This is a genomic window from Neisseria sp. HMSC065D04 (assembly GCF_001815675.1).
Taxonomy (GTDB): Bacteria; Pseudomonadota; Gammaproteobacteria; order Burkholderiales; family Neisseriaceae; genus Neisseria.
Genome location: NZ_KV821486.1, coordinates 15773 through 28734, shown reverse-complemented (window position 1 = coordinate 28734; position 12962 = coordinate 15773). Strand labels below are relative to the sequence as shown.

Annotated in this window: 11 protein-coding genes; all 11 read right to left on the bottom strand. The window is 52.9% G+C overall.

Annotated elements, in window-relative coordinates:
* Positions 1 to 186: 186 nt before the first annotated feature.
* The 11 genes from ftsZ to HMPREF3050_RS02135 all read right to left on the bottom strand — a co-directional run bounded on the left by ftsZ (position 187) and on the right by HMPREF3050_RS02135 (position 12955).
* Positions 187 to 1377, bottom strand: a complete 1191-nt coding sequence (gene ftsZ / locus HMPREF3050_RS02185) for a cell division protein FtsZ (protein WP_003757229.1) — start codon at positions 1375 to 1377, stop codon at positions 187 to 189.
* Between the two features lie 223 nt (positions 1378 to 1600).
* Positions 1601 to 2845 carry a cell division protein FtsA gene (gene ftsA, locus HMPREF3050_RS02180; RefSeq protein WP_003779891.1) on the bottom strand — a complete coding sequence of 415 codons (1245 nt, stop codon included), beginning with the start codon at positions 2843 to 2845 and terminating at the stop codon, positions 1601 to 1603.
* Positions 2846 to 2925: 80 nt separating this feature from the next.
* A complete protein-coding gene (locus tag HMPREF3050_RS02175; protein ID WP_003757233.1) occupies positions 2926 to 3651 on the bottom strand; it encodes a cell division protein FtsQ/DivIB in 726 nt (241 codons plus the stop codon).
* Positions 3641 to 4555, bottom strand: a complete 915-nt coding sequence (locus HMPREF3050_RS02170; protein ID WP_003757235.1) for a D-alanine--D-alanine ligase — start codon at positions 4553 to 4555, stop codon at positions 3641 to 3643. Before HMPREF3050_RS02170 ends, HMPREF3050_RS02175 begins: the two co-directional genes overlap by 11 nt.
* Before the next feature lie 149 nt (positions 4556 to 4704).
* A complete protein-coding gene (murC, locus tag HMPREF3050_RS02165; RefSeq protein ID WP_039410413.1) occupies positions 4705 to 6114 on the bottom strand; it encodes a UDP-N-acetylmuramate--L-alanine ligase in 1410 nt (469 codons plus the stop codon).
* A gap of 254 nt (positions 6115 to 6368) precedes the next feature.
* Complete coding sequence (locus tag HMPREF3050_RS02160) at positions 6369 to 7196, bottom strand: class I SAM-dependent methyltransferase (RefSeq protein ID WP_210399905.1); 828 nt, start codon at positions 7194 to 7196, stop codon at positions 6369 to 6371.
* Between the two features lie 134 nt (positions 7197 to 7330).
* On the bottom strand, positions 7331 to 8398 hold the full coding sequence (gene murG, locus HMPREF3050_RS02155) for an undecaprenyldiphospho-muramoylpentapeptide beta-N-acetylglucosaminyltransferase (protein ID WP_070773287.1): 1068 nt from the start codon (positions 8396 to 8398) through the stop codon (positions 7331 to 7333).
* A 3-nt stretch (positions 8399 to 8401) separates the two neighbouring features.
* Positions 8402 to 9664: an FtsW/RodA/SpoVE family cell cycle protein gene (locus HMPREF3050_RS02150; protein WP_009312758.1), complete on the bottom strand. Its 1263-nt coding sequence runs from the start codon at positions 9662 to 9664 to the stop codon at positions 8402 to 8404.
* Between the two features lie 292 nt (positions 9665 to 9956).
* Positions 9957 to 10541: a L,D-transpeptidase family protein gene (locus HMPREF3050_RS02145; RefSeq protein WP_070773286.1), complete on the bottom strand. Its 585-nt coding sequence runs from the start codon at positions 10539 to 10541 to the stop codon at positions 9957 to 9959.
* Positions 10542 to 10554: 13 nt separating this feature from the next.
* Positions 10555 to 11892: a UDP-N-acetylmuramoyl-L-alanine--D-glutamate ligase gene (murD, locus tag HMPREF3050_RS02140; RefSeq protein ID WP_070773285.1), complete on the bottom strand. Its 1338-nt coding sequence runs from the start codon at positions 11890 to 11892 to the stop codon at positions 10555 to 10557.
* A 55-nt stretch (positions 11893 to 11947) separates the two neighbouring features.
* Positions 11948 to 12955: an SEL1-like repeat protein gene (locus HMPREF3050_RS02135; protein ID WP_070773284.1), complete on the bottom strand. Its 1008-nt coding sequence runs from the start codon at positions 12953 to 12955 to the stop codon at positions 11948 to 11950.
* Positions 12956 to 12962: the final 7 nt, after the last annotated feature.

Below are 12962 nucleotides of genomic sequence, written 5' to 3'. Positions count from 1 at the left end.
GCCGTACTGGTTTAAAGTTAATCCACTATAAAACCCAAAGCTGAGTCTTAACAATAGATTTTTATTCACACAAGAATAATATCAAAGGATATCAACCCACCCTCTCTTTGACTCCCTCTAAAATTACACCCTATCTCTACATTGCACAGATACAAAAAAGCCTGCTTAAAGCAGGCTTTTTATCGATTATTTATCAGGATTGTGCTGACGGCGCAAAATCGCAGGAATTTCAAAATCATCTAAAACAGACTGATTGCCGAAATCTGCCGCAGTCAGATTCATGGAGCGAATACCGCGGTTGGTTCTTACCAGGCTTTCTACACTACCCGGTTGTTGAACATGGGAATCATCGACTCCGCTAACCAGTTTTTGTGCGCGGACAGCCGCACGCATTTGGTTTTCGCTGCCGTTTTCTTTCAAACCGGTCGCAATAATGGTTACGCGGATAGCGTCTTCGCCCATGTTGTCATCTTCGGCAGTACCGTATTTGCATTCTGCTTCAGGATGCGCATTCTCGTTAACCACTTTCATGATTTCACGGTATTCGGACATTTTCAGGCAATCCGGAGCGGTAGTGATGTTGACCAATACGCCGCGCGCGCCATCCAGAGTCACATTATCCAGCAACGGGCTGGAAATCGCTTGTTCGGTTGCCAAACGGGCACGGTCGATGCCTTGGGAAAAACCGGAACCCATCATGGCGATACCTTTGATGCCCATTACGTTTTTAACGTCGGCGAAGTCAAGGTTGATGAAACCGGGACGGGTAACCACTTCGGAAATACCGGCTACGGCATCACGCAGGACGTTGTCCGCCGCACGGAACGCTTCACGCATGGTCACGTCTTCACCCAATGCGGTCATCAGTTTGTCGTTCGGGATGATAATCAATGAATCGACTTGACCTTTAAGCTGCTCCAAACCTTCTTGGGCAATGTGTACGCGTTTGCCTTCGTAGCCGAACGGACGGGTAACGACTGCAACGGTCAGGATACCCATTTCTTTGGCAATCTCGGCAACCACAGGAGCCGCACCGGTACCGGTACCGCCACCCATACCGGTGGTGATGAACAACATATTCGCGCCGCGAATAGCATCTTCGATGGCTTCGCGATCTTCTTGTGCCGCAGCACGGCCGATTTCAGGATTGGCACCCGCACCCAAACCACGGGTCAGATTAGTACCCAATTGGATGCGCTTGGCTGCGTTATTTTTACCCAAAGATTGTGCATCAGTATTGGCACTAATAAATTCAACACCTTGGATGGTGTTGGCAATCATGTTGTTAATAGCGTTGCAACCGCCGCCACCCAAGCCGATTACTTTGATGACCGCAGGGCTTGCGGCTGATTCAGCTACGTCGTAAACAAATTCCATTCAAATACTCCTGCGCGCCCTGCATCGAGGACGGTCCAAAAATTTAGATATTACCCGTATTATATAAGAAGTATTCCGACGCTGGCAAAATACTTCTTATTCATTCACCATTACCGTTATTTTTTTACTACATTTTTTAACGAAAGCACACAAGTTTTTAATTATTGCGATTGGAACTATTCCGACGGCAATTCATTTTCCCTGTAAGCAAGTAACGGAACAATCAGAAATTGTCTTTAACAAATTTCATCAATCTTGCCCACAGACTGATTTTTTCAGCCTGATCATGAACTACGATAGCGCCGGTCACCGGTGCGCCATCTTCTTCTCCCCTTGCCGCCTGCAAAAGACCGATGGCGGTTGAATAGCGTGGATTGCGGATGCGTTCGGATACGCCGCCCATTTCTTGAGGTACGCCGATGCGTGCAGGCAAGGCGAATACTTCTTCGGCAAGCTCAACGATGCCGGTCAGCATAGATGCGCCGCCAGTCAGAACGATGCCTGATGTGAGCACTTCTTCAGGGAAGCCGGAACGGCGCAATTCGTTAAGGGTCAACTCTAAGATTTCTTCGACGCGAGGACCGATGACGCTTGCCAAAACGCGGCGGGAAATCTGACGGGGTTGACGGTCGCCGACGCTGGGAACTTCGACCATTTCGTCCAAGCCATCCATATCGGGAATCGCTACGCCGTAGTGGATTTTGATGTATTCGGCAGCGCTGTGCGGGGTGCGCAGTGCTTGTGCCAAATCTTTGGTAATCAAATCGCCCGCCACGGGAATCACGGCAGTATGGCGGATGGCGCCGTTGGTATAAACGGCAATATCGGTCGTACCGCCGCCGATGTCGATGACGCATACGCCCAAATCTTTTTCGTCTTCAGTCAAAACAGCCTGACCGCTCGCCAAAGGCTGAAGCATGATTTGGTCCATCTGCAAACCGCAACGATGGATACATTTTTGGATGTTTTGCAGGGCGGTATTGGCACCGGTAATGATATGTACGCGGGTATCGAGACGGACGCCGCTCATACCGATAGGCTCTTTGACGCCGGGCTGGTTGTCGATGATGTATTCTTGCACCACGGTATGCAGGATATTGTGATCCGGCGGGATGTTGATGGCTTTGGCGGTTTCGATGGCGCGGTCGATGTCGGCTTGCGAAACTTCACCGTCTTTGATTTTGACAACCCCTTGCGAATTCAAGCTGCGGATATGGTTACCCGCGATACCGGTCGTAACGTGGCTGATTTTGGTGTCCGCCATCAATTCGGCTTCATTGACTGCCTGCTGAATGGCTTGGGCCGTCGCGTCAATGTTGGTTACCATGCCTGCTTTAAGGCCGCGAGACGGTGCCTGTCCGAGTCCGACGATGTGGATTTCGTTGTCGTCTTGTACTTCGCCAATCAGGGCGATGACTTTGGATGTGCCGATATCAAGGGCACTGATATATTTACCTTGTTGTTCCATTATATTTGCTCGTTATTTCGCTGGAGTTATAACTATTTGTCTGTATTGGCAATAGTTTGCTTCACGCCGTTTGCTTGGCTTTAGTCGTCTGAAACATTTTCAGACGGCGTCTCTGATGTGTAACGCACGGAAAATCCATCTTTATACCGCATATCAACGTAGGATAACCGATTTTGATTTTTACGCAACAGCGTCGGCCAAATTTCAGCGAAAAGCTGTAAGCGTTTGATTTCGTTTTCCCTTCCCAGTCTGACGGTAATCCCGTTATCCAAGACCACCAACCAGGCGGAGCGCGGCGTATAAATCAGTTCTTTAATCGCCAGATTTTGCCGGCGGAGGATGCCGGAAAATTCTTCGTAGTGTTTGACCATGTCTTTGCCCGTACCGGGCTGTCCTTCAAAGATGGGCAGCTTGGCTTTGAGCTGGGCGTCAAACACATTGCCTTTGGAATCGACCAAACCGCCGCTGCGCCAATGCGCGACAGGCACGCGCTCGGTCAAATGGATTTCGACAGTATCGGGGAAGCGGCGGCGCACCATGGCGGAATCCACCCACGGCAGCTTTTGAAAGGCTGCCTGAATACCGTCCAAATCGGCACGGAAAATATTGCTGTGCGTGTGCTGTTGAGCGGCGCGCTGAAGTGCTTTCCCGTCCGAATAGGTCAGCTTGCCCTGTATAGACACTTGTTTGACGGGAAAATGATTGGAGTTGTATAGCCAGGCTATGCAGGTACCGATGAGCAGCAATGCCATCAGCAGCAACAGCCAGCGGGTCAGCCGACCCAGTGCGCTTGCGTCATCCCACATGTGCGGTTTTCAGAATTTCAATGCATAAATCGGCAAAATCCACGCCGGTATGGGCGGCAGATTTCGGTACTAAACTGTGGCTCGTCATGCCGGGCAGCGTGTTGATTTCCAAGAGGTAAAGTTTACCGTCGGTATCTTTGAGGAAATCGACGCGTACGCAGCCCTCTGCCCCGATTGCCTGCGCCCCGCGGACTGCCAGGGAACGCATCAGGTTTTCTTCAGCCTCACTCAAGTCTTCGGACGGACATTGATAAACAGTGTCGTCGCGGTTGTACTTGGCTTCGTAGTCGTAAAACTCGGTCGCGGGGATGATGTGTATGCTGGGCAGGCCTTTGCCGTTCAACACGGGGCAGGAATATTCGCCGCCGCCGATAAATCGCTCGGCGATGATTTCACCTTGAAGGTGTTTCAATTCTTCGTAAACGCTTTTCAGACGACCTTTTTCTTTCACTTTCACAACGCCGACGCTGCTGCCTTCGGCTGCCGGTTTAACGAACATGGGCAAGCCGAGTTGTTGTTCGACGGCATCGAAATCGGAGTCTTCGTGCAAAACGGCAAACTCGGGAACGGGCAGCCCCAAAGCTTGCCAAATCAGTTTGCAGCGGTATTTGTCCATGCCGATGGCTGAAGCGGCGACACCGCTGCCGGTATAAGGAATGCCCAACAATTCCAACGCGCCCTGAACAGCACCGTCTTCGCCATAAGTACCGTGGAGGATATTGAAAGCAGTTTGGAAACCTTGGGTTTTCAATTCCGCCAAGGGCGTTTCTTTAGGGTCGAAGGCGTGTGCGTCTATGCCTTTGCTTTTTAAGGCATTCAAAATGGCGGCACCGCTATCCAGAGAAATTTCGCGTTCGCTGGAAAAGCCGCCCATCAATACGGCTACTTTGCCAAAATTTTGCATTGTTTTTGTTCTTTCTTAATTACTTCATTTTTTGATACAGGTCGTCTGAAAACGAATCGGGTTTTCAGACGACCTTAATCTTGCTTGCCCACCCGATGGGACATCGCTTCATCGGGCAGCTATCGCGGCATCACGATAAAATTTCCGCCTCAGGCTTTTTTTGACAACTCCAGCATCGCGGCAGGAACGCGGTTGATGCTGCCCGCACCCATATTCAACACGATGTCGCCATCCTGTAAAACGTTCAACAGCATTTCAGGCAAGTCGGCGACGTTTTCGCAGTAAATCGGCTCGAGTTTGCCCAATACGCGGATGGCGCGGGCAAGGGCGCGGGAGTCGGCGGCGGCAATCGGCTCTTCGCCGGCGGCATAAACTTCGGTCAACACCAGCGCGTCAACGGTATTGAGGACTTTGGTGAAGTCTTCGAACAAATCGCGCGTGCGGGTATAGCGGTGCGGCTGGAAGGCGAGCACCAACCGTTTTTCCGGATACGCGCCGCGTGCGGCGGAGAGGGTTGCTGCCATTTCGACGGGATGGTGTCCGTAATCGTCCACCAACAGCGCGGTTCCGCCGTTGGGCAGCTTGATGTCGCCGTATTTTTGGAAGCGGCGGCCGACACCTTCAAAACCGAGCAAGCCGCGCTGAATCGCTTCGACGGATGCACCAACCTCCAGCGCCACGCCGATGGCTGCCAAAGCATTGAGGACGTTGTGTCTGCCGGGCATGTTCAACACGACTTCAAACGGCGCCTGCTCATGTCCTTTCATTTGAACATGAACGGTAAACTTCATTTGCGCGCCGACGCTTTCGATGTCGGTCGCGTAAATATCGGCGGCATCGTCCAAGCCGTAAGTCGCGTAGGGTTTGCTCACTTTGGGCAAAATCGCGCGGACGTGTTCGCTGTCGATACACAAAAATGCTTTACCGTAGAACGGCATACGGTGGATAAAATCAACAAACGCCTGATGCAGTTTTTCGACGCTGTGTCCGTAAGTATCCATGTGGTCTTCGTCGATATTGGTGACGACGGACATAATCGGGGTCAAATGTAGGAAGGACGCATCGGACTCGTCGGCTTCGGCGACGATATATTCGCCTTTGCCCAAGCGGGCGTTGGTACCTGCGGCATTGAGTTTGCCGCCGATAACGAAAGTGGGGTCGAGACCTGCCGCGCCGAGGATAGAGGCGGTCAGACTGGTGGTCGTGGTTTTGCCGTGCGTACCGGCAATGGCGATGCCGTCGCGGAAGCGCATCAGTTCCGCCAGCATCAGGGCGCGCGGAATGACGGGAATTTGCTGCTCCAGAGCAGCGACGACTTCGGGATTGTCTTTTTTGACGGCGGTAGAAGTTACGACAACATCCGCGCCGTTGACATGTTCGGCAGTATGACCGGGATAAACTTGAATACCCAAGCTGCTCAAATGCTCGGTAACCGCATTTCGCGCCTGATCCGAACCGGAAACTTTAAAGCCCAAATTGTGCAAGACTTCGGCGATACCGCTCATGCCGACGCCGCCGATACCGACAAAATGGATGTTGGTGACTCGATTTTTCATCATGATGTTGCGTTCCGGTGGATTTTCGATGCGTAAAGGCGTTATTTTAAAGGGCTATCCGCTTCTGCGCCATAGTTTTCTTGTAAATTAAAGATGTTTCGGCATACAGGATTTCACATTGGTGGCAATATGGGTAAAAATGAAGTTGGGTTCGGCGGCGAATTACCCATTTTTAAACTCGACTTCAGCCACCAAAATACCAGCAAAAACAAAACATAAGGTCGTCTGAAAACCGTTTTCAGACGACCTCGCGCATCTCAACTTGACGGCACTTGTATCCTCATCAAGCGCATATCCAATTTGCGCCGTCCCCACGCGGTCGCATATACAAGGCGCAAGAGCCACGGATAACGCGGTTTGCAGACGCTGCTCAAGCCCGCTTCTTCGATGATTTCCACGCCCGGCATCAGTCGTCGGATGTCGTCCGTTCCGCTTATCGCCCAGCGGAACTCGGGCGGTTTGTCCATTTTACCGAGTGCGTCGTGGCGTTTGCTTTGTCCGATGTAGGCCTTTGGGATAGTGTCGAAGGCAAGTTGGGCGTGCGGCAGGCGGCGTGCAACCTGTTTGAAAAAGTCCTGCACCTGCGTTTCTTCGAAATACATCAACACACCTTCGATCACGAGCAACACGGGTTTGCCGTGCGCGGCAACGGTGTTCATCCACGCTTCGTCGAACATGGACGCGCCCAGATAATGATTGTCCGACTCGGGCAGCAGCATACGCCGCACTTCAATCACTTCCGGCAAATCCAAATCATACCAGGCGGTAATGCGCGGCTTACCCAAGCGTTCGTAACGCGCATCCAGCCCCGCGCCGATTTGCACGACGACGGCATCGGGATGTTCGGCGATAAAATGCCGGGTCATATCGTCCAACAGCTTCGCCCGCCCGCAACAGCCGACCTGCGATGCTTTGACTTTGGCAAACTTGCTGAAGTCGTAGTCTATCTTGTCCAACATCCGCACGGCTTCGTCATCGCGCAAAAGCGGCTGCGCCCTACCCTGCTCTACGGCCTTCGCCCACAGGGGAATCAGCATGGTACTGGACAAGACGGAAACGGTTTCGGGAGAGATTTTTTCAGACATGGCAGCCTCCATTGAGAGAAATTCCTATTTACATCATACTCCCGCACAATACGGCTGCCAAGTTGCAAAAAGGTCGTCTGAAACCCGTTTCTTGGTTTTCAGACGACCTCTGTTTCGTTCATCACATCATGTCATCATGCCGTACACGCAATGGCGGCTTCTGCCACATCGTCCGCGCTGTGCGGCAGTGCCAATGTGCGGGCGTTTTCCGCCCATTTGAGGCATTTTTCGCGGTTTAAGCCGCCGAGGATTTCGGCGAGCTTTTCCGCTGTCAACTGGGCTTGCGGCAACAGCAGCCCCGCCTCCGCCTGCACCATAAAACGCGCATTGGCGGTTTGATGGTCATCGACGGCATAAGGATACGGCACCAGCAACGCGCCCAGCCCCGCCGCCGTCAACTCTGCAATCGTCAGCGCGCCGGCACGACAAATCACCAAATCGGCATCGCGGTAGGCGGACACCATGTCGGTAATAAATTCCACGCATTCGGCTTTCACGCCCAGCGCGTCGTAATCCGCCTGCAAGCTGCCCAGCTTGCCCCGACCCGATTGGTGATACATCTGCGGGCGCGCATCGTCGGGCAGCAAAGCCAATGCCTGCGGTACGGTTTTGTTCAAAACGTCTGCGCCCAAACTGCCGCCGACCACCAAGATTTTCAGACGACCTTCACGCCCTTGGAAGCGTTCGGCAGGCTCTGGAAGGTTGGCAATATCGGCGCGGACGGGGTTGCCGACCAAACCGCCTTCGTGGCTGAACGCTTTCGGGAAGGCGTACAACACCCGCTTCGCCCAGCGCGACAATTGGCGGTTGGACAAACCAGCCACGGCGTTTTGCTCGTGAATCACAATCGGCACGCCCAAGAGCTTCGCCGCCAAGCCGCCGGGGAAGGTAACGAAGCCGCCGAAACCGATGACGCACTCGACGCGGTGTTTGCGGATAATCCGCTGCGCTTCGCGGACGGTTTTATACAAAGTAAACGGCAGCATCAGCTTGCGTTTGATGCCGTTGCCGCGCACGCCTTTAATCGCCAGCGTTTCGAGCAGGATGTCGTATTGAGGCACGATGCGCTCTTCCATCGAGCCTTCACTGCCCAGCCAAATCACATGATGGCCGCGCGCGCGCAATGAATCCGCCACCGCCAGCGCAGGGAAAATATGGCCGCCGGTACCGCCCGCCATCAGCATGAAAGTTTTACCGCCCATGATTTACTCCACTTGGTAACCGCGCATTTTTTTGCGGTTTTCATAATCGACGCGCAACAATAAGGTAACGCACACCAGCATAACGGCAACCGCCGAACCGCCGTAAGACATCAACGGCAAAGTCAGGCCTTTGGTGGGCAGGATACCGATGTTGACGCCGATATTGAAGAAACTTTGAATCCCTATCCAAATACCGATGCCGTTGGCGACATACGCGCTGAACGTCAGTCCGGAATCACGCGCCTGCTTGCCGATGGAGAATGCGCGCATCACCAGCCAGCCGTAGCAGAACACCAAAATACACATCCCCACAAACCCGAATTCCTCGCCGATGACGGCAAAGATAAAGTCGGTATGCGCCTCGGGCAGGTAGAAGCGTTTTTCCAAACTCGCGCCCAAGCCCTGACCGAACCATTCGCCGCGCGCAATCGCCATCAACGAATGCGTCAACTGATAACCTTTGCCCAAAGGATCACCCCAAGGGTCCAAGAATGCCGACACGCGCGCCATACGGTAGGGTGCCGCCAAAATCATCACACCCATCCCCCCCAGCACGCTCAGTACCAAGACAGCAAAATATTTCCACGGGAAACCCGCCAAAAACAGCATACCCATCGTAATCGACACAATCACGACAAACGAGCCGAAATCAGGTTGCGCCATGACAAAAACCAAACCCAGCGCAATCATCACGATAGGCAGCAGGATGTTTTTAAACTTCTTCAGCTTCTGCCAAGTTTTCTGACGCGCTTCCTTGCTGAACGGGCACATAAAAGCATTGAACAAACCGACAAACAGCGGTTTCAAGCCCAAAGAGTCCATACTGCGCAACACTTCCTCGCGCCGCGTGAACAGGCTGGACAAATACAAAACCGTCGCCAGCTTGAACAACTCGGTCGGCTGAAGATTGAGCGGCCCGATATGTATCCAACGCGTCGCCCCGTTGATTTCACGGCCGACAAACAACACGACCACCAGCAAAATCGCGGAAAAAGCAAAATAAAACGGAATGATTTTCCGCCAAAAACTCATGCTCAACAGCGACAGCCCGAGGCAGCCCAATACGCTCGCGCCGACAAACATCGCCTGCTTGCTGACAAAAGAAAACTGATTGCCGCCTTCGGACGCGGCATAGGCAATCGACGCAGAATAAATCATTACCAGGCTGAAGGCGGTCATCAAAACGACCATCCACAACAGTGACACATCGAATTTCCGACCGTCCAAAGAAATCGGGCGGTCAAGAAGTTTGGAAAGACTAATCATGAAAAACATCCGTATGGGGGCAGACGGAAAAATCCGCCCCGAAACAACCAGAACAAAGCGTTTCAGACGACCCTCCGCCTAATCGGGACATCGAAGGTCGTCTGAAAAAATAGCGTGAATCAGAAAAACGTCATTCTAAAGGTTTCTTGCCAAAGCAACAATTCAGATTCTTTAAAGACAGTCGGATTCCAGCGTTTTGTGCGCCCTCCCCTACCCATCACACACGCAAAAAAGGTCGTCTGAAACCGCCTTGACGTTTTCAGACGACCTTTGAGGCGATGGCGTACAAGGTTTACGGCAAAATCTCAATTTCCGCGTTGTGTTTCACGCTGCGGTAGAGTTCGTCGATTTCCTCGTCCGTTACCGCGATGCAGCCGTCAGTCCAGTCTCTTTGCAGATGCCTTTTGCCGATGGAACCCCAGCCGTTTTTGATGCCGTGGATTTTAATCAGCCCGCCCGGACTTTTACCTTGTGCCGCCGCGTAGGCTTTGTCGGCCTCGTTGGGATAGGAAACGCCGAGGTTTTTGTGGTATGCGCTGTTGGGATTGCGATCGTTGATGCGGTATTTCCCTTCGGGCGTTTTGCCGTCGCCTTCAAAGTGTTTATGCCCGACGGGCTGCTTGCCCAGCGCAATGGGATAGGTTTTCAGCAACTTGCCTTGCGAGTACGCCGACATGGTGCGCTTGCTTTTATGCACGACCAACCTGTCGATAACGGCATCTTCGGAAAGCGGCGTTTCGCTTGGCGCAGCAACGGTCGACTCGCCTGATGTCGCAACGGTCTGCTCGGAACGGATGGGCATGGAATACCAAATCACTCCAGCAGCGACTGTCAAAAGCAAAACCGCCGCCAAACCGATTTTCAACCCTCTTTTCATGTTTCAGACGGCCTCACAAAGCCTTAAACGCCTCGATAAAGACTTCCGAACGGTGCGCATAGCCTTTGAACATATCAAAGCTCGCGCAGGCGGGGCTGAGCAGCACGATATCGCCCGATTCGGCTTGGGCGTATGCCGTCTGAACCGCTTCTTCCAAAGTGGCGCAGTCGGTCATATTCAGACCGCAGCCGTCCAAATCGCGGCGGATTTGCGGCGCATCGACACCGATCAGGAACACGCCTTTTGCCTTGCCGGCAAGCGCGTCGCGCAGGGGCGTGAAGTCCTGCCCTTTGCCCATGCCGCCCAAAATGACGAAGAGCGGATTTTGCAAACCGGCAATCGCGGCGGCGGTCGCGCCGACGTTCGTGCCTTTACTATCGTCGATGAATACCACGCCGTTTTTCTCGCCGATTTTTTCCACGCGGTGCGGCAGGCCTTGGAAGGTTTTAACGTGTTCGAGCAATGCTTCGCGCGGCAAACCGACGGCTTCGCACAAGGCGACGGCAGCCATAACGTTGGCGACGTTGTGCAGGCCTTGCAGCGGGATGTCTTGCGTGGCAATCAAATCCTCATTGCCTTGTTTCAGACGACCTGTCTCGCGTTCCAACCAAAAATCGGCTTCGTGTTCCAACGAAAACCATTTCACCTCGCGCCCGGCACGCTTCATGGCGCGGCAGAACACGTCGTCTGAATTCAAAACCTGCACGCCATCGCCACGGAAAATCTTGGCTTTGGTATGCGCGTAGTCGAGCAAATCGTCGTAGCGGTCGAGATGGTCTTCGGAAATGTTCAGCACCGTCGCCGCAGTCGGGCGCAGGCTTTCGGTGTTTTCCAGTTGGAAGCTGGAAAGCTCCAACACCCACACATCCGCCTTTTTGCCTTCGCGCTGCAATTCCGCCTCCAAAACCGGCGTACCGATATTGCCCGCGATAACGGCATCCAGCCCGCACTTGATGCAGAGATAGCCGACCAGGCTCGTTACCGTGGTTTTGCCGTTGCTGCCGGTAATCGCAATCACCTTGTCGCCGCGGCGGTTCACAATGTCCGCCAGCAATTCAATGTCGCCCAACACGCGCCCGCCGTTTTGCTTGAACGCCTCGATATCCGGCTGACGCTCGCTGATGCCGGGACTGAGTGCCAGAATATCGAAACCGTTGTCCAACGCATCTTTCAGACGACCCGTGTAAAACACCAGCCCGTCAAACATCTTGCCGATTTGCGACACGCGCTCCGGTTTTAACTCCGCATCATAAGCAGCCACCTCCGCGCCGTTTTTGCGCAGATAGGCAATCATGGAAATACCCGTACCGCCGAGTCCGGCGACGAGGATTTTTTTGTTTTGGAAAGTCATTTTGGTTTTGTCCTAAGTTTTTTCAGACGGCCTTTAGAAAAATTCAATATCCTGCCTAATTCAATTTGCGGTAAGCATCGCAACCTAGTTGCAGTCCGTTATCACAAGCCTTACCAAACCACTCTTTGGCGATCTTATAGTTCTGACGAACACCTTGCCCGTTAGCATACATCACGCCTAAATTATATTGGGCTTTTGCATCCCCTTGTTTTGCCGCCTTGCGATACCACTGTTCTGCCTGTGCATCGTCCTGACGGACTCCTCGTCCGTTAGCATACATCAAACCCAAATTAAATTGGGCTTGAGCATCCCCTTGTTCTGCCGCCTTGCGATACCACTGCATCGCCTGTGCATAGTCTTGACGGACTCCTCGTCCGTTGGCATACATCACACCCAAATTGAATCGGGCATCGACATTTCCTTGTTCTGCTGCCTTGCGATACCACTGTACTGCCTGTACAAGGTCTTGACGGACTCCCAGCCCTTTTTCATACATTACGCCCAAATTATATTGGGCTTGTGCAATCCCTTGTTCTGCCGCCTTGCGATACCACTGCACCGCCTGTGCATAGTCCTGACGAACTCCTTGCCCTTTGACATACATCACACCCAAATTAGATTGGGCTTCTGCAATCCCTTGTTCTGCCGCCTTGCCAAACCACTGCACTGCCTGTACATAGTCTTGACGGACTCCTTGCCCGTTGGCATACATCACACCTAAATTAGATTGGGCTTGAGCATACCCTTGTTCTGCCGCCTTGCGATACCATTGCGCTGCCTGTGCATCGTCCTGACGGACTCCCTGTCCGTTGGCATACATCACACCCAAATTATATTGGGCATTGCCCAATCCTTGTTCTGCCGCCTTGCGATACCACTGCACTGCCTGCACAGGGTCTTGACGAACTCCTTCCCCATTGGCGTACATCCAACCCAAATTAAATTGGGCTTGTGCATTTCCTTGCTCCGCAGCTTGAAGCGTTTCCTGAAAATCCGGCACATCATACGCCCAAACTGCCTGCCCTATGCCTAAAGCCAGCAAGGCAAGCATCATGTTTTTCAATAAGGTG

Coding starts and splice junctions, on each gene's coding strand:
- ftsZ (WP_003757229.1), bottom strand. CDS start 1,377: ATGGAATTTGTTTACGACGTAGCTGAATCAGCCGCAAGCCCTGCGGTC.
- ftsA (WP_003779891.1), bottom strand. CDS start 2,845: ATGGAACAACAAGGTAAATATATCAGTGCCCTTGATATCGGCACATCC.
- HMPREF3050_RS02175 (WP_003757233.1), bottom strand. CDS start 3,651: ATGTGGGATGACGCAAGCGCACTGGGTCGGCTGACCCGCTGGCTGTTG.
- HMPREF3050_RS02170 (WP_003757235.1), bottom strand. CDS start 4,555: ATGCAAAATTTTGGCAAAGTAGCCGTATTGATGGGCGGCTTTTCCAGC.
- murC (WP_039410413.1), bottom strand. CDS start 6,114: ATGATGAAAAATCGAGTCACCAACATCCATTTTGTCGGTATCGGCGGC.
- HMPREF3050_RS02160 (WP_210399905.1), bottom strand. CDS start 7,196: ATGTCTGAAAAAATCTCTCCCGAAACCGTTTCCGTCTTGTCCAGTACC.
- murG (WP_070773287.1), bottom strand. CDS start 8,398: ATGGGCGGTAAAACTTTCATGCTGATGGCGGGCGGTACCGGCGGCCAT.
- HMPREF3050_RS02150 (WP_009312758.1), bottom strand. CDS start 9,664: ATGATTAGTCTTTCCAAACTTCTTGACCGCCCGATTTCTTTGGACGGT.
- HMPREF3050_RS02145 (WP_070773286.1), bottom strand. CDS start 10,541: ATGAAAAGAGGGTTGAAAATCGGTTTGGCGGCGGTTTTGCTTTTGACA.
- murD (WP_070773285.1), bottom strand. CDS start 11,892: ATGACTTTCCAAAACAAAAAAATCCTCGTCGCCGGACTCGGCGGTACG.